This window comes from Microbacterium sp. MMO-113, from assembly GCF_037148555.1.
Taxonomy (GTDB): Bacteria; Actinomycetota; Actinomycetes; order Actinomycetales; family Microbacteriaceae; genus Microbacterium.
Genome location: NZ_JBBCTD010000004.1, coordinates 246,181 through 262,610, shown reverse-complemented (window position 1 = coordinate 262,610; position 16,430 = coordinate 246,181). Strand labels below are relative to the sequence as shown.

Below are 16,430 nucleotides of genomic sequence, written 5' to 3'. Positions count from 1 at the left end.
CCGTGCGCGACGACCCGGGCGTCCATACCCTGGGGCAGAATCGAGGCGTGAACATCGTCGTCGGAGTCACGGGCGGCATCGCCGCGTACAAGACGGTGCACCTCGTGCGCCTGCTCATCAAGGCCGGGCATGACGTGACCGTCGTGCCCACGGAAGATGCCCTGCGCTTCGTGGGTCTGCCCACGTGGGAGGCGCTGAGCCGGCACCCGGTGACGACGAGCGTGCATGAGGACGTCGCCCGCGTCCGGCACGTGGCCCTGGGGCAGGGGGCCGACCTCGTCGTGATCGCCCCGGCCACGGCGAACTCCCTCGCGAAGATGGCCGCGGGCCTGGCCGACGATCTCCTCGGCACGACGCTGCTCGCGACCGAGGCTCCGGTGCTCGTCGCGCCCGCGATGCACGCGGAGATGTGGCGGAACCCGGCCACGCAGGCGAACATGGCGACGCTCCGGGAGCGGGGCGTGCACGTGGTCGGACCGGCCGACGGCGAGCTGGCCGGCGGCGACAGCGGCCCCGGTCGCATGGTCGAGCCGGAGGAGATCCTCGCCGCCGCCCAGGCGCTGATCACGCCGGGCGACCTCGGAGGCGTGCGGGTCGTCGTCTCGGCGGGTGGGACGAGGGAACCCATCGATCCGGTGCGCTTCCTCGGCAACCGGAGCAGCGGCCGCCAGGGAGTCGCGCTCGCGGCGGAGGCGGCCGCACGCGGCGCGGAGGTGACGCTCGTCGCGGCGAACGTCTCCGGGGACGTGCTCGCGGAGGCCCACCACCCGCACATCCGGATCGTCCGGGTCGGCACGGCGGCCGAGCTGTCCGCGGCGATGAAGGAGGAGTCCGCGGCGGCCGACGTCGTGCTGATGGCGGCGGCGGTGGCCGACTATCGCCCGGTCGAGATCTCCGCCCGCAAGCTCACCAAGGACCGCGGCGGCGTCGGCACGATCGAACTCGTCGAGAACGAGGACATCGTCGCCGCGCTCGTCGAGGCGCGGAGCGAGGGGCAGCTCATCGTCGCGTTCGCGGCGGAGACCCCGGAGGACGAGGCCGAGCTGCTCGCCCGCGCACGCGGCAAGCAGGAGCGCAAGGGGGTCGACCTGCTGGTGGTGAACGAGGTCGGCTGGGAGCAGGGGTTCGAATGCGGCGAGAACGCCGTGCACATCCTCGGTCGCGGAGGAGCCCTGGCACGGAGCGCGGCCGGGACCAAGCGCGAGGTGGCGGCGGCCGTCTGGGACGAGGTCGCCCGCGAGAGGTGAGAGGTGGTGGAGCCGCGCACCGCCGAATGCTAAACTTGAGTCAACCAAACTCAACTTTCAGAAGGAGCATCTCCAGGAGGAGCGCATGACCACCCCGCAGACCGGATCCCCGAACCAGGAACAGCAGTCCGCCCTCGAGCAGTTCGGCATCAACCTGACCGACCGCGCCCGGGAGGGCAAGCTCGACCCCGTCATCGGACGGGACAGTGAGATCCGGCGCGTCAGCCAGGTGCTCACCCGCCGCACCAAGAACAACCCGGTGCTGATCGGTGAGCCCGGCGTCGGCAAGACCGCGGTGGTCGAAGGCCTCGCGCAGCGCATCGTCGCGGGCGATGTCGCCGAGTCCCTCAAGGACAAGGAGCTCGTCTCGCTCGACATCTCCGCGCTTGTCGCGGGTGCGATGTACCGCGGCCAGTTCGAGGAGCGCCTGAAGCAGGTGCTCAAGGAGATCACCGAGTCGGACGGCCAGGTCATCACGTTCATCGACGAGCTGCACGTGCTCATGGGCGCAGGCGGAGGCGAGGGGTCTGTCGCGGCCTCGAACATGCTCAAGCCGATGCTGGCGCGCGGCGAGCTGCGGCTCATCGGCGCCACCACGCTCAACGAGTACCGCGAGTTCATCGAGAAGGACGCCGCCCTCGAGCGGCGCTTCCAGCAGGTGTACGTCGGCGAGCCGACGGTCGAGGACACGATCGCGATCCTCCGCGGGCTCAAGGGGCGGTACGAGGCGCACCACGGGGTGACCATCTCCGACAGTGCGCTCGTGGCCGCGGCCTCCCTCTCCAACCGGTATCTGCCCGCGCGGCAGCTGCCGGACAAGGCCATCGACCTGATCGACGAGTCGATGTCGCGCCTGAAGATGGAGATCGACTCCTCTCCCGTCGAGATCGACCAGCTCAAGCGTCAGGTCGACCGGCTCAAGCTGGAGGAGCTCGCGCTCAAGCGGGAGAAGGACGCCGCGTCCAAGGAGCGCCTCGGCACCCTCCGCGAGCACCTCGTCGAGCTCGAGAAGGAGCTCGCCGGACTCGAAGCGCGGTGGGCGCGGGAGCGGCAGGGCCTGAACCGGGTCGGGGAGCTGAAGAAGCAGCTCGACGACGCGATTACCCAGCGCGACCTCGCCATGCGCAACGCCGACTACACGAAGGCGTCGAAGCTCGAGTACGAGACGATCAAGCGCCTGGAGCGCGACATCGCCGAGGCCGAGCAGGCCGAGGCCACCGCCTCGAGCGAGCCGCGCATGGTGAACGAGCAGGTCACCGAGGAAGACATCGCAGCCGTGATCGCGGCCTGGACCGGCATCCCGGTCGGGCGGCTGCTGCAGGGGGAGAGCGAGAAGCTCCTGCATCTGGAGAACGAGCTCGGCAAGCGCCTCATCGGACAGAAGGACGCCGTCAAGTCGGTGTCCGACGCGGTGCGCCGCTCGCGTGCGGGCATCAGCGATCCCGGTCGTCCCACCGGCTCGTTCCTGTTCCTCGGCCCGACCGGTGTCGGCAAGACCGAGCTGGCCAAGGCGCTCGCGCAGTTCCTCTTCGACGACGAGCACGCCATGGTGCGCATCGACATGTCGGAGTACGGCGAGAAGCACTCGGTCTCGCGACTCGTCGGTGCCCCTCCCGGGTATGTCGGCTACGAGCAGGGCGGTCAGCTCACCGAGGCCGTGCGGCGTCGTCCGTACAGCGTGATCCTGCTCGACGAGGTCGAGAAGGCGCACCCCGAGGTGTTCGACGTGCTGCTGCAGGTGCTCGACGACGGGCGGCTGACCGACGGGCAGGGGCGCACGGTCGACTTCTCGAACGTGATCCTCATCCTGACCTCCAATCTGGGCTCGCCGATCCTCATCGACCCCGTGCTCTCCGTGGAGGAGAAGCGGGAGCAGGTGATGGCACTCGTGCGCCAGGCGTTCCGGCCCGAGTTCCTCAACCGTCTCGACGACATCGTGATGTTCCAGGCGCTCACCGAAGACGACCTCGCGCAGATCGTGGAGCTGTCGGTCGACCAGCTGCACGACCGGCTGCGCGACCGTCGCCTCACGCTCGCGGTCACTCCCGGGGCGCGGTCGTGGCTGGCCGAGCGCGGCTACGACCCGGTGTTCGGCGCCCGCCCGCTGCGGCGCCTCATCCAGGCCGAGGTGCAGAACAAGCTGGCGACCGCCCTCCTCTCGGGCGGCGTGCACGACGGTGACACCGTCCGCGTGGACGTGGCTGCCGACGGCACGGGCCTCGTGCTCACCGCGACCACCCCGGAGCCGGAGCCCGAGGACGAGGACGACGTGATCGAGGCCGAGCTGCTCGACGACTGATCGGGATCGGGAGACGACGAAAGGCCCGGTAGGCGTGACGCCTGCCGGGCCTTTCGCGTGTCGATGCTCAGGCGCTGAGGACGACCGTCTCCGCGATCGGACGGCGCACGCGCGGGGCGACCTCGCGCTCCTGCAGCACCTCCGGCAGAGCCTCGATGTCGCCGAACTCGCCGACGGCGATGACGGTGGCGGGGGCGAAACGGGCGTCCAGGTCGGCGAACTCGCGGACGACCTCGGGGTCGAAGCCGCTCATCTGGTGCACGACGAGGCCGTCGTGGTGGGCCTGCACGGAGAAGTGCGCCACGGCCTGGCCGAGGTCGTAGAACGCGTGGCTGATCGGCGTGCCGTCGGCGGTCGCGGTCTCGGCGATCGCGACGACGAGGACGGCCGCGTTGCCGGCCCAGGCCTGGTTGAAGCCCATCAGCGCGTCGACGATCTGGGCGTGCAGGGCAGTGCCGCGGCGGGCGACGATGAAGCGCCAGGGCTGGATGTTGTTGGCGGACGGGCTCCAGCGTGCGGCCTCGAGGGCGGTGGCGAGCTTGGCCTCGTCGATCGGGTGCTGCGCGTCGTATGCGCGGGGGCTCCAGCGGCCGGCGAGGACGTCGAGGACGGGGTGCTCGGTCGGGGCGGTGCGGTCGATGACGGGAGTGCTCACGGAAGTGCCTTTCGGACGGGGTGGGGGGGTCGGACACCGTCGTCCGCGTACACGGGGGATGAACCGATGCATGTGCATGCATATTCCCGGAGATCCGAGCGGCGTCAGTCCAGGAGGTTGCGGGAGGCGGCGTCGGCGAGCGCGGCGCGGACGGCGCGGATCGACGGGGCGTCCGCGGAGACCCGCCGCGCGGAGGAGAAGATCTCCCGGCGCGGTTCCTGCGGCAGTGGTGCCAGGTCGACCGTCGGGGTGTCGCCCGCCCACACGAGCTCGGGGAGCAGCCCGACCGCGAGTCCCGCGTGGATGAGCCGGACGTGCGCGGTGAGGTCGGCCAGCTCGAAGCGCACGTCGGGCTCGAACCCGGCGGTGCGGCAGAGCTGCTCGGCCCACGCGCGGGAGGCGGTCCCGGCGGGTTCGAGCACCCACGGCTCGGCGCGGGTCGCCCACAGGGCGGCCACGGGATCGGCGGCTTCCGACGCTCCCGGGCGCCGGGCGAGGGCGATGGCGTCATGCGCGAGCACCACGCGGTCGAGATCGGCGTGGATGGGGCGCGTGTGGCCCGGATACTGCTCCGCGAGGATGAGGTCGTAGTCGCGGCTGGAGACGCCGACCAGGCCGGACTCCGGGTCGCGCTCGGTCACCTCGACGCGCAGGGCGGGGTGGCGCTCGCCGAGGGCTGCGAGGGCGCGGGGCAGCAGGGAGTGCGCGGTGGACTGGAACACCGCGAGGCGCACGGTGCCGGTCACCTCGGTGAGCGATTCGGCGACGGCGACCTGGGCGTGCTCGAGCTGATCGAGGATGCCGATGGCCTCGGCCACCAGGACGGTCCCCTGCGGCGTGAACTGCACGCCGCGACCGACCCGACGCAGCAGCGGCACCCCGACATCACGCTCGAGCGCGGCGAGCTGCTGGGACACGGAGGCCTTGCTGTAGGACAGCGCATCCGCCACGGCGGAGAGGGTCCCGCGACGCGACAGCTCCACGAGCAGACGCAGGCGATGGACGTCGAGCACGGCCGTTCCGATCGTTCGGGACGAGTGAACAGAATCCACTCGAATCGGTTGATAGACGGAGCCTACCGACCGGCTGGACAATGATCCAGCCGCACACGACACCCGGGTGTGCGAGGCCGAGGAAGGTACCCCGCTTCATGACCGTCATCGACGACACCACCCCCCGCACCGAAGAGGTCGCCGCGCTCGTGCAGCGCTGGCTCGCCGAGAGCGAGACCCACCCGGTCGAGCCCGCAGCCCAGCGCCTCTCCGAAGTGCTCAAGGATCCGAACGGCCTCGCCTTCACGGTCGGCTTCGTCGACGGCGTCATGCGTCCGGAGGATCTGCGGGTCGCCGGCCGCAAGCTCGCCGAGCTCTCCGACATCACGCCCACGCTGCTGCCCGGCTACCTCCGTGCCGCCATCAAGGCCGGTGGGTTCTGGGCGCCGAAGCTCCCGAACGTCGTCGTCCCGATCTCGCGGCGCGTGCTGCGGGCCATGGTGGGCCACCTCGTGCTCGACGCCACGCCGTCCAAGCTCGGCCCCGCGATCGCCAAGCTCCGCAAGACCGGCAACCGTCTGAACCTGAACCTCCTCGGCGAGGCCGTGCTCGGCGAGCGCGAGGCGGGCCGCCGACTGCAGGGCACGTACGACTTCCTCGCCCGTCCGGACGTCGACTACGTCTCGATCAAGGTCTCGAGCGTCGTCAGCCAGCTCTCCATGTGGTCGTTCGACGAGGCCGTCGCCGACGTCGTCGAGAAGCTCACCCCGCTGTACCGGCTCGCGGCGAAGGCCGAGGCGAAGGGCGCCCGCACCGGCACCCAGAAGTTCATCAACCTCGACATGGAGGAGTACCGCGATCTCGACCTCACGATCGCGGCCTTCACGAGCATCCTCGACCAGCCCGGCCTGGAAGACCTCGAGGCCGGCATCGTGCTGCAGGCGTACCTCCCCGATGCGCTCGGCGCCATGCAGCGTCTCCAGGAGTGGGCCGCCGCACGCCGCGCCAAGGGCGGAGCGCCGATCAAGGTGCGCGTGGTCAAGGGCGCGAACCTCGCGATGGAGGAGGTCGACGCGAAGGTGCACGGCTGGCCGCTCGCGACCTACGGCACCAAGCAGGACTCCGACACGAACTACAAGCGCGTGCTCGACTGGGCGATGACGCCCGAGCGGCTCGACGCCGTGCGCATCGGCGTCGCCGGTCACAACCTCTTCGACATCGCCTACACCTGGCTGCTCGCGAAGGCCCGCGGTGTGACCGAGGCCGTGGAGTACGAGATGCTGCTCGGCATGGCGACCGGGCAGGCCGAGGCCGTCCGCAAGGACGTCGGCCGCCTCCTGCTCTACACGCCGGTCGTGAACCCGGCGGAGTTCGATGTCGCGATCGCGTACCTCGTGCGGCGCCTCGAGGAGAACGCGAGCCCCGAGAACTTCATGTCCGCCGTGTTCGAGCTGGCGTCGAACCCGACCCTGCTCACCCGCGAGCGGGAGCGCTTCGAGCGCTCTCTCGCCGCGCTCGTCGCCGACCCGTCGGTACCGGCCCCGAACCGCACGCAGGACCGCACGGCCCCGCGCCCTGCCGGCACCACGGACGGCTTCGCGAACGAGCCCGACACCGATCCGGCGCTCGCCGCGAACCGCGCGTGGGGCCGGGAGATCCTGCAGCGCTCGGTGTCGTCGACGCTCGGCCGGGACGCGATCGCGGCCGCCCGCATCGAGACCGACGCCGAGCTGGACGCCGTGTTCGCCGCCGCGACCTCCGCCGCCGAGAGGTGGGCGGCGCTCCCCGCCGCCGAGCGCGCCGCCGTCCTGCACCGTGCGGGCGATGAGCTGGCCGCCCGCCGCGGCGAGCTGCTGGAGACCATGGCGCACGAGGCCGGCAAGACCATCGCGGAGGCCGACCCCGAGGTCAGCGAGGCGATCGACTTCGCGCACTACTACGCGGAGCGGGCGAAGGATCTCGAGGCCATCCCCGGCGCCGAGTTCGTGCCGTCGAAGGTGACCGTGGTCACGCCGCCGTGGAACTTCCCCGTGGCGATCCCCGCCGGCGGTGTGCTCGCCGGCCTCGCCTCCGGATCCGGAGTGATCATCAAGCCCGCGAAGCTCACCCAGCGGTGCGGTGCCGTGATGGTCGAGGCGCTGTGGGCCGCGGGCGTCCCGCGCGATCTGCTCGCCCTCGTCGACCTCGCCGCCCGCGACCTCGGCACCCGCCTGGTCGCGAGCCCCCAGGTCGACCGGGTCATCCTCACCGGGGCCTACGAGACCGCGCAGCTCTTCCGCTCCTTCCGCGCCGACCTGCCGCTGCTGGCCGAGACCAGCGGCAAGAACGCCATCATCGTGACGCCGTCGGCCGACCTCGACCTCGCGGCCGCCGACGTCGCCCGCAGCGCGTTCGGCCACGCCGGGCAGAAGTGCTCGGCCGCGTCGCTGGCGATCCTCGTCGGGTCGGTGGCCGACTCGAAGCGCTTCGAGCGGCAGCTCGTGGACGCGGTCACCTCGATGCGCGTCGGGCTGCCCGATGACCCCGCCACGCAGATGGGGCCGATCATCGAGCCCGCGAACGGCAAGCTCCTCACCGCGCTCACCACGCTCGACAAGGGCGAGCGCTGGCTCGTGGAGCCCCGGAAGCTCGACGACGAGGGGAAGCAGTGGACCCCGGGGGTGAAGACCGGCGTGCGCGAGGGCTCGTACTTCCACCTGACCGAGTTCTTCGGACCCGTGCTCGGCATCATGCACGCGAAGGACCTCGACGAAGCCATCCGGCTGCAGAACGCCGTCGACTACGGCCTCACCGCGGGGCTGCACTCGCTGGACTCCGCCGAGGTCGCGACCTGGCTGGACCGTGTCGAGGCCGGCAACCTGTACGTGAATCGGGGCATCACCGGCGCCATCGTGCAGCGTCAGCCGTTCGGCGGGTGGAAGCGCTCGGCCGTGGGCGCCGGAGCCAAGGCCGGCGGCCCGAACTACCTCTTCGGTCTGGGCGAGTGGCGTGCGGGCGAGCTGCCCGCCGCGGCTCCGGGGGCGGCGGTGACCCCCGCCGTGACCGGGCTGCTGGAGGCGGCTGCTCCCGAGCTCGACCCCGTGGGCATCGAGTGGCTGCACCGCGCCGCGGCCGCCGATGAGCGCGCGTGGATCGACGAGTTCGGCGCCGTGAGCGACAAGTCCGGACTCGGCGTCGAGCGCAACGTGTTCCGGTACCGTCCGGTGGCCGTCGATGTGCGCATCGCCGAGGACGCGCCGTTGGCCGAGGGGGTCCGGGTGCTCGCCGCCGCCCTGCGCAGCGGCAGTCCGTTCACCGTGTCGGCCGCGTCGCTGCCGTCCCGCGTGGAGAAGGCGCTCAAGGCCCAGGGCGTGAGCGTGAAGACCGAGTCCGATGCCGCGTGGACCAAGCGCTACGCGAAGGGCGCCCGGTCGTGGCAGCGGGTGCGGCTCGTCGGTGGCGATGCCGCCGCGCTGCACACGGCCCTCGACGGCAGCCCCGACGTCGCGGTGTGGTCGCACGCCGTGACCGGAGCGGGCCGGGTCGAGATGCTCCCGTTCCTGCACGAGCAGGCCGTGTCGATCACCAACCACCGCTTCGGCAACCCCACCACCCTCTCCGACGGCCTCCTCTGACGCCGAGACCCCGGGGACACGTCGAGACCCCCTGCTGCACACGCGTGCAGCAGGGGGTCTCGGCGCGAAAGCGGGGTCTCGGGATCAGCCGCGCAGAGCCTCCACGAGCTTCACGCGCGAGCCCATCCGGAGCAGGGAGTTCTCGTAGATCTTTGCGCCGATGACGATCGCCGCGACGCAGCTCGCCAGGAGGATCGCGAGGCTCAGGAGCGGCTCCCACCACTGCGCCTCCCCGACGAAGAGACGCATGGGCATGCCGACCGGAGCCGAGAACGGCACGTAGGACATGATGGTCAGCACCAGCGGGTTGTCGTTGAACACGATCACCAGCACGTACGGCGCCATGATCAGCATCGTGATGGGGGTCGTCGTCGCGCCGATGTCCTCCTGCCGGGAGACCATGGAGGCCGCCGCCGCGAACATCGCCGCGAGCAGGATGAATCCGAACAGGAAGAACACCGCGAACCAGATGATGGGGGCGCCGAGGGTGGTCAGCACCTCCCGCTGACCCGTCACGATGAGGCCGATCGTGGCGACGGCCGCGAGGGCGAGGATCTGTCCCATCGCGAGCACCGTGTTGCCGATCACCTTGCCGGCGAGCAGCGTGCGCGCCGGGATCGCCGACAGCAGCACCTCCACGACCCGGGTCTGCTTCTCCTCGACCACGCTCTGCGCGATGGTGCCGCCGAAGGTCGCCGCGGCCATCATGAACACGAGCCCGAAGGCGATCGCGATGAAGTAGCGCAGCAGCGGGTTGGTGGTGACCGGTTCGAGGATCTCGACCTCGGGGGACAGCGACAGCGCGGACACGAGCGATGAGGGCGCATCCTCCAGGGCGACGATCGTGTAGCCCGCGGCGTTGTCGCCCGGGAGCACCGCCGCGTCGACGTCGCCGTCGCGCACCAGCTCCTCGGCCTCGGCGCGGGAAGCGACCTCGGTCACCTCGACGTCGGGCAGCGCGGAGACGGCGCCCGTGGTCTCCGCGGTCACCGCGACGGGCATGGCGTCGGTGTTCTGACTCGCGAAGCCGCCGAACAGCACGCCGGCGAGGGCGAGGACGAGCAGGATGCCGGTCGAGATCAGGAACGCCTTGCTGCGGAGCTTGGAGCCGATCTCCCGCTCGGCGACCAGCCAGATCCCGTTCCGTGCGGGGGTCGAGGCGTTCACTGGATGACCTCCTTGAAGATCTGGGCGAGGGAGGGATGCTTGGGGGCGAAGCTCGCGACGTCGCCGCGCGCGACCGCCGACTGCAGCACGCGCTGGGCGGTCTCGGGGCCGTCCGCGTCGAAGAGGGCGTACCCCCCTTCGAAGTCGACGACCGTGACCCCGGGCTCGGTGCGCAGCCACCCGGCGTCGCCCGCGGAGATGAGCTCGTACCGGTCGCGGGCGTGCTCGGCGCGGAGGCCGTCCCGGGAACCGGCGGCACGGATGGTGCCCCCGGCGAGGATGACGAGGTCGTCGCAGAGACGCTCGACCACGTCGAGCTGGTGAGAGGAGAAGAGGATGGACGCGCCGCGGGCTGCGCTGGCCTGCAGGACCCCGGCGACGACGTCCACCGCGAGGGGGTCCAGGCCGGAGAAGGGCTCGTCGAGGATCAGCACCTCGGGGTCGTGCACGAGCGACGCGGCGACCTGCGCCCGCTGCTGGTTGCCCAGCGACAGCGACTCGATCGTGTCGTCGAGGCGCTCGCCGAGTCCGAGCTCCGTGAGCAGCGCGGTCGCCCGCTCCGTCGCCTGCGGCTTGCTGAACCCGTGCAGTCGGGCGAGGTAGACGATCTGCTCCCGCACCTTCATCTTCGGGTACAGGCCGCGCTCCTCGGGCATGTAGCCGAAGCGGCGGCGGTCGGCGGTGGTGAGGGGCGTCCCGTCGAGGTCGACTCGTCCGCCGTCCGACGACAGCAGCCCGAGGATGATGCGCATGGTCGTGGTCTTGCCGGCGCCGTTGCCGCCGACGAAACCGGTGAGCCGGCCCGGCGCGACCGTGAACGACACGTCGTCCAGCACCCGGCGGCTGCCGTAGGTCTTGGTGATGCCGGAGAGTTCCAGCAGTCCGGTGGTCATGTCGTGGTGCTCCGTCCGATGGTGATCCGCATGATCTTCACGCTATTGAGCACGGGCGGGGTGGGGCATCCCCCGCAGGGCGGACTGCCACGGATCAGCCGCGGGGCGGACGGCCGGCGTGCAGCACCGTGCGCACGAGCAGGCCGGCGACCAGCGCCCAGAACGCCGCGCTCACCCCGAGCACGGCGATGCCGGAGGCGGCGACGAGGAACGTGACGACCGCGGGGAGGCGCTCGCCGGGGTCGTCGATCGCCTGCTGGACGGCCGCGCCGAAGGCGCCGAACAGCGCCAGCCCCGCGACCGCCGGGATTACCGCCGTCGGGGCGAGCACGACGAGCGTGGCGAAGGCGGCGGAGAACGCGCCCAGCACGAGGTAGGACGCCCCGGTCGAGACCCCGGCGAGCCAGCGCCGGTCGGGGTCGGGGTCGGCGTCGGGGGACGCGGCGAGGGCCGCGCTGATGGCGGCGAGGTTGATGGCGTGCCCGCCCGCCGGAGCGCCGAGGGTCGTGCCGAGGCCGGTCACGAGCATCGCCGGACGCCACGGGACCTCGTAGCCGAAGCTGCGCATGATCGCGATACCCGGCACGTTCTGCGACGCCATGGTCACGATGAACAGCGGCAGGGCGATGCCGACCAGGGCCCCGACCGTGAAGGCGGGCATCGTCAGCTCGAACCGCGGCAGGAGGGCGGCCGGGTCGACCGGGGTCCCCGCGGAGACCAGCGAGACGGCGACGACCACTGCTGCGGCGACGAAGGCCAGCGGCACGGCCCATCGGGGAGCCAGCCGGGCGAAGACCAGCCAGGTCAGCACCACCGGGAGCACGCCCCATGGGTTCGCAACCACCCCCGTGATCGGCGCGAGGCAGAGCGGCAGCAGCACTCCCGCCAGCATGGCCTGGGCGATCGACGGCGGGATCCGCGCGATCAGGGCTCCGAGCGCGGGCCAGAGCGCCGTGAGGAGGATGAGGGCCGCGGTCACGAGGAAGGCTCCGACGGCAGCGGGCCAGCCGCCCTCGACGCTGCCGGTCGCCACGAGCAGTGCGGCGCCGGGAGTGGACCACGCGGCCGTGATCGGCATCCGGTAGCGCCAGGCCAGAACGATGCAGGCGAGCCCCATCGCGAGGCTCACGGTGAGGAGTCCGCTGGCCGCCTGCGCCGGCGACGCGCCGACGGCATCGAGGCCCGTGAGCACCACCGCGAAGGAGCTCGTGAACCCCACGAGCGCCGTGACGATCCCGGCGACGATCGGACGGGACACGGGGACGGCGGCGGGCATGGCTCCGAGAGTATCGCGGCGTGCTCGCCCGATCGGTTCAGTCGCCGAAGAAGAGCCGGGTGGCCTCGGAGACGTAGCCGCTCTGCCCCAGCCGCTCGCGGAGACGGTGGTACTCCTGGGCGTCGACCCCGGCGAGGTAGGTGATCCGGTCGCTGCCGTCGGTGACGGCGTCGTACGCGACCTTGGCGATCTCCTCCGCCGACGACCGTGTGGCGTCCCTGGCCGGATCGAGGAACCGGCCGGCGGCCGTGTCCAGTGCCTCCGCGTACGCCTCGTGGTGCATCCGATCGAGGCTCCGGCCGCTGAAGTCGGTGCGGATGCCGCCCGGCGCGAGCGTCTTGACACGGATGCCGAAGGGCTTGAGCTCGTACGACAGGCTCTCGCTCCAGCCCTCCACCCCGAACTTCGCGGCGTGATAGACGGAGGTGAAGGGCATGGTGACGAGGCCGCCGATCGACGTGGTCGTCAGGATCACACCGGTGCCGCGCTCCCGGAAGGCGGGGATGAACGCCTGGGCGACGCGCATCGGTCCGAGGAGGTTCGTCGTGAGGTTGTGCACGATCTGCTCGTCGGAGGCCGCCTCGAACGGGCCGACCAGGCCGTAGCCGGCGTTGTTGAACAGGACGTCGATCGGGCCTTCCGCGAGCGTCTCGGCGACGACGGCGGTGATCGCGTCGGGGTCGTCGACGTCGAGCTTCTTGAGGACGACGCCCGGCAGGGCGCCCAGCTCGTGCTCGCGTTCGGGCGCACGCATGGTCGCGACCACCCGCCACCCGCGTTCGGAGAACAGCGTGACGGCGGCGCGGCCGAGCCCGGTGGACGTGCCCGTGAGGAAGACGGAGCGCGGCGCGGTCATGCGGCCGGCGTCTCGACCGTGACGAGGGTGCGGGGACGGTCGGTCCCGCGGTCGCGGTAGAGCGCGAGGCGAGGGGGCTCGCCGGTGGTGGTCGCGGAGGTCGTTCTCGGGTCGTGCGACGGTGACGTGATCATCCTCTTCCTCAGGTGGTCCGCGGGAGCTTCCGCCTGAAGAGAGAGGACGGACGGCGGTTCATTACGCGGAAACCGCGCTGATCCCCTCAGGCCAGCCCCATCCGATGCGCGAGCACGACGGCCTGCACGCGGTCCCTGGCACCGAGCTTCTGCAGGATGCGGGAGACGTGGGTCTTCACGGTAGCCTCCCCGATGAACAGGGCGCGGGCGATCTCGGCGTTGCTGCGGGCGTCGGCGAGCAGGGTCAGCACCTCGGCCTCGCGCTCGGTCAGCGGCTCGGCGAGGACGCGGGCCGTGGGCGCCTCCGCCACCGCGCGAGCGGGAGCGGCGCCGGTCTCCGGAGTCGTGCCGGCGAAGCGGGTGAGGACCCGGCGCGTCACCTCGGGCGCCAGCATGCCGTCCCCGGCCGCGAGCGCGCGCACCGCGGAGATGAGATCCTCGGCACCCGCGTTCTTGAGGAGGAATCCGCTCGCGCCGGCTTCGAGCGCCTGATAGAGGTAGTCGTCGCGATCGAACGTCGTCACGATCGCGATCGCGGCGCTCACCGTGGGGTCGGCCACGAGACGTCGCGTCGCCTCGATCCCGTCTATGTCGGGCATCTGCACGTCCATCGTGATCACATCAGGGTGCAGGGCGGCGGCCTGTGCGACGGCCTCCGCCCCGGTCGAGGCCTCGCCGACGACGGTGATGTCGGGCTGGGTGTCGAGGATCGTGCGGAAACCGGCGCGGAGGAGGGCGTGGTCGTCGACGAGGAGGACCCGGATCGGCGCGGTCACCGGGCGTCCTCCGGCACGGGCGCGCCGAGTGGCACCCGCGCTCGCACCCGCACCCCGCCGGGCGCGCGGGGAGCGATCTCGAACGTGCCGCCAGAGGCCGCCGCGCGCTCCCGCATACCGAGCTGGCCGAGGCCGGGACGCAGCTGGGCGATGGCACGGCCGGTGTTCACGACCTCGACTTCCACGCCGTCGTCGTCGTAGCGCACGCGCACGTCCGCGGTCGCCCCTGGCCCGGCGTGCCGACGGGCGTTGGTCAGCGACTCCTGCGCGATCCGGTACAGGTTCACCGCGACGAGCGAGGGCACCGGCACCGGATCGCCGATAACGGTGTACGCGGTGGGGAGGCCGGCCTCGGTCGATGCCTCCGCGAGGGCGGCGATGTCGTCGAGGGAGACGGTCGACGCCGGCTCGGTCGTGTCGCCGCCGGGAGTCCGCAGCGTCTCCAGCAGTTGGCGCAGCTCCTGAATCGCGTCCCGCGCGGAGGACTCGATCCCGGAGAGGATGCGCGCCGACTGGGCCGGATCGCTCTCGAGCACGAGGCGCGCGGCGCCCGCCTGCACCCCCATCACCGACACGTGGTGGGCGACGACGTCGTGCAGCTCCCGGGCGATCCGCACCCGGTCGAGTGCCACCGCCTGCGCCGCCGTGACCTCGCGCTCGCGCTCCAGTTCGCGGGTGCGCTCCTCCAGCACGGTGCGCTGCTCCGCCGCCGCCCAGGAGCGCTCGCCGAAGTAGTAAGCCCCTCCGAAGTACAAGACGTTGAGGAGGATCTGGATGAGCATGAAGGCCACATAGGGCGACATGGCACCGGCGACGACGTCCGCCTTGTCCGCCTCGCTGATGGCGTCGCGGTACATGGTGATGAGGAGCCACACGAACATGCCGACGATGATCGCGACACGGACGACCAGGGCCTTCCGGCGGTCGTTCATCCAGGCGCCGACCGTGTAGAGCGCGATGAACATCGCGATGTTGCCGACGTAGATCTCCGGTACCCGGACCGTCACCGCCGTGAAGTACGCCAGCGACACCACGACGGCCACGGTGCCGGGCCAGCGCCGACGGAACCCGAGCGGCGCCGCCACCACGACGGCGTAGACGAGGGCGGTCCACAGCGGAGCCTGTTCGTCGCCGTAGACCTGGGCGATGGAGGAGAGCGCCGCGCTGAGGATCGCGCCGACGAAGAGGACGAGCGCGAGGAGGAGGTCGCCGCGCTGGTCGCGCAGGGTCGGCGTCCGGGTGAAGGCCATCCCTCCACCGTAGGGCGGGGGTCGTCGCACGGCATCCCCCGCGCGACGGAGGCGGAGGGTGCGTCTGCCAGGATCAGGTGTGACCTCCTCGACGCGCCCGCGCCTGGCACCGCTCTACCTCGCCGGCTTCACCACCGCGTTCGGCGCGCACGGCATCGCAGCCGCCCTGGGCGCCGAGACCGAGGACATCGGCTGGACGCTGCTGGCGTTCGGCTTCACGCTCGCGCTGTACGACCTCGCGGAGGTGCTGCTCAAGCCGCTCTTCGGGGCGCTCAGCGACCGGGTCGGAGTGCGCCCGGTGGTCGTCGGCGGCCTGCTGGCCTTCGCCGCGTTCTCGGTGGTCGGCGCGCTGGTCCCGGGCATGATCGGCCTCGTGATCGCGCGCTTCGGCCAGGGGGCGGCCGCTTCGGCGTTCTCGCCGGCCTCCTCCGCCGCGGTGGCGCGGTTGACGGACGAGGCGTCGCGTGGCCGGTTCTTCGGCCGCTACGGATCCTGGAAGAGTCTCGGATATGCGCTCGGCCCCCTGCTCGGCGCGGTGCTCGTGGTGGCCGGCGGTCTGCCGGCTCTGTTCGCGGCGCTCGCCGTCCTCGGGCTGGCCGCGGCCGGATGGGTGCTGGTCGCCGTCCCGGCCGTGCCGGTGCTGCCGCGGAAACGGGTGACCCTCGTCGACCTCGGACGGGAGCTCCTCGCCCCGGGATTCCTCGTCCCGACGCTGGTGCTGGCGGCGACGACCGGCGCGCTCGCCGTGGCCGTCGGCTTCCTCCCGCTGCTCGGACGGGAGGCCGGACTCGGCACCGTGGGCAGCATGGCGATCGTCACGGTGCTGGCGGTCGTGTCGAGCATCGTGCAGCCGCTGGTCGGGTCGGCGCACGACCGCGGCCGGCTCTCGGTCCGCCTCGGCGCGGTCGGCGGGCTGCTTCTCATCGGCGTGGGCATAGGCCTCTCGGCCCTCTGGGTGACGCCTGTCGTCCTGGGCCTCACGGGCGTGCTGGTCGGCGCCGGGGTGGGGCTGGCTACGCCGGTGGCGTTCTCGCACCTCGCGGCATCGACGCCCGCGGAGCGCATGGGACGCACGATGGGCAGCGCGGAGCTGGGCCGGGAACTGGGCGACGCGGGTGGCCCGCTCGTCGCGGGGGCCGTGGCGACGGCGACGGTGCCGGCGGTCGGGATTGGCGTCATCGCGGTGCTCACGGCGGGGGCAGGCGCCCTGGCTCTCCTCGGGCTGCGACCGCCGCGTGCCGAGGCGCGTCCGAACGGGGCCGACTGACCGC

At 71.9% G+C, this 16,430-nt stretch carries 13 protein-coding genes; 4 read left to right on the top strand and 9 right to left on the bottom strand.

The window, feature by feature from the left end:
• The first annotated feature begins 47 nt into the window (after nt 1-47).
• Both coaBC and WFJ36_RS14940 read left to right on the top strand, forming a co-directional pair.
• A complete protein-coding gene (gene coaBC, locus WFJ36_RS14945) occupies nt 48-1,247 on the top strand; it encodes a bifunctional phosphopantothenoylcysteine decarboxylase/phosphopantothenate--cysteine ligase CoaBC (RefSeq protein ID WP_336643611.1) in 1,200 nt (399 codons plus the stop codon).
• An 85-nt stretch (nt 1,248-1,332) separates the two neighbouring features.
• Entirely contained in the window at nt 1,333-3,546 is a 2,214-nt protein-coding gene (locus WFJ36_RS14940; RefSeq protein ID WP_336643610.1) for an ATP-dependent Clp protease ATP-binding subunit, read from the top strand.
• A 67-nt stretch (nt 3,547-3,613) separates the two neighbouring features.
• Here WFJ36_RS14940 and WFJ36_RS14935 read toward each other — a convergent pair whose 3' ends face one another.
• Together WFJ36_RS14935 and WFJ36_RS14930 are read right to left on the bottom strand one after the other, a co-directional pair.
• Nucleotides 3,614-4,201, bottom strand: a complete 588-nt coding sequence (locus WFJ36_RS14935) for a nitroreductase family protein (protein WP_336643609.1) — start codon at nt 4,199-4,201, stop codon at nt 3,614-3,616.
• A gap of 104 nt (nt 4,202-4,305) precedes the next feature.
• Entirely contained in the window at nt 4,306-5,214 is a 909-nt protein-coding gene (locus WFJ36_RS14930) for a LysR family transcriptional regulator (RefSeq protein WP_336643608.1), read from the bottom strand.
• 137 nt (nt 5,215-5,351) lie between these two features.
• On the opposite strand from WFJ36_RS14930, the gene WFJ36_RS14925 reads away from it, so the two are divergent.
• Nucleotides 5,352-8,807 (top strand): bifunctional proline dehydrogenase/L-glutamate gamma-semialdehyde dehydrogenase, encoded by a 3,456-nt coding sequence (locus tag WFJ36_RS14925; protein ID WP_336643607.1) that lies wholly within the window; start codon nt 5,352-5,354, stop codon nt 8,805-8,807.
• Nucleotides 8,808-8,891: 84 nt separating this feature from the next.
• Here the strand turns inward: WFJ36_RS14925 and WFJ36_RS14920 are convergent, their stop codons facing one another.
• From WFJ36_RS14920 to WFJ36_RS14890, 7 genes are all read right to left on the bottom strand, one after another.
• Nucleotides 8,892-9,974: an ABC transporter permease gene (locus tag WFJ36_RS14920; protein ID WP_336643606.1), complete on the bottom strand. Its 1,083-nt coding sequence runs from the start codon at nt 9,972-9,974 to the stop codon at nt 8,892-8,894.
• Entirely contained in the window at nt 9,971-10,855 is an 885-nt protein-coding gene (locus WFJ36_RS14915; protein WP_071329420.1) for an ABC transporter ATP-binding protein, read from the bottom strand. The genes WFJ36_RS14920 and WFJ36_RS14915 overlap by 4 nt, the downstream gene beginning before the upstream one ends.
• Before the next feature lie 106 nt (nt 10,856-10,961).
• The gene (locus tag WFJ36_RS14910; RefSeq protein ID WP_336643605.1) at nt 10,962-12,143 is read right to left on the bottom strand and encodes a benzoate/H(+) symporter BenE family transporter; all 1,182 of its coding nucleotides are present in this window, start codon (nt 12,141-12,143) and stop codon (nt 10,962-10,964) included.
• 37 nt (nt 12,144-12,180) lie between these two features.
• Complete coding sequence (locus WFJ36_RS14905) at nt 12,181-12,999, bottom strand: SDR family oxidoreductase (protein WP_336643604.1); 819 nt, start codon at nt 12,997-12,999, stop codon at nt 12,181-12,183.
• A complete protein-coding gene (locus WFJ36_RS14900) occupies nt 12,996-13,133 on the bottom strand; it encodes a hypothetical protein (RefSeq protein WP_336643603.1) in 138 nt (45 codons plus the stop codon). The genes WFJ36_RS14905 and WFJ36_RS14900 overlap by 4 nt, the downstream gene beginning before the upstream one ends.
• Nucleotides 13,134-13,219: 86 nt before the next feature.
• On the bottom strand, nt 13,220-13,909 hold the full coding sequence (locus tag WFJ36_RS14895; protein ID WP_336643602.1) for a response regulator transcription factor: 690 nt from the start codon (nt 13,907-13,909) through the stop codon (nt 13,220-13,222).
• Nucleotides 13,906-15,159, bottom strand: coding sequence for a sensor histidine kinase (locus WFJ36_RS14890; RefSeq protein WP_071329256.1), 1,254 nt, complete (start codon nt 15,157-15,159; stop codon nt 13,906-13,908). The genes WFJ36_RS14895 and WFJ36_RS14890 overlap by 4 nt, the downstream gene beginning before the upstream one ends.
• A 79-nt stretch (nt 15,160-15,238) precedes the next feature.
• On the opposite strand from WFJ36_RS14890, the gene WFJ36_RS14885 reads away from it, so the two are divergent.
• Complete coding sequence (locus tag WFJ36_RS14885) at nt 15,239-16,426, top strand: MFS transporter (protein ID WP_336643601.1); 1,188 nt, start codon at nt 15,239-15,241, stop codon at nt 16,424-16,426.
• Nucleotides 16,427-16,430: the final 4 nt, after the last annotated feature.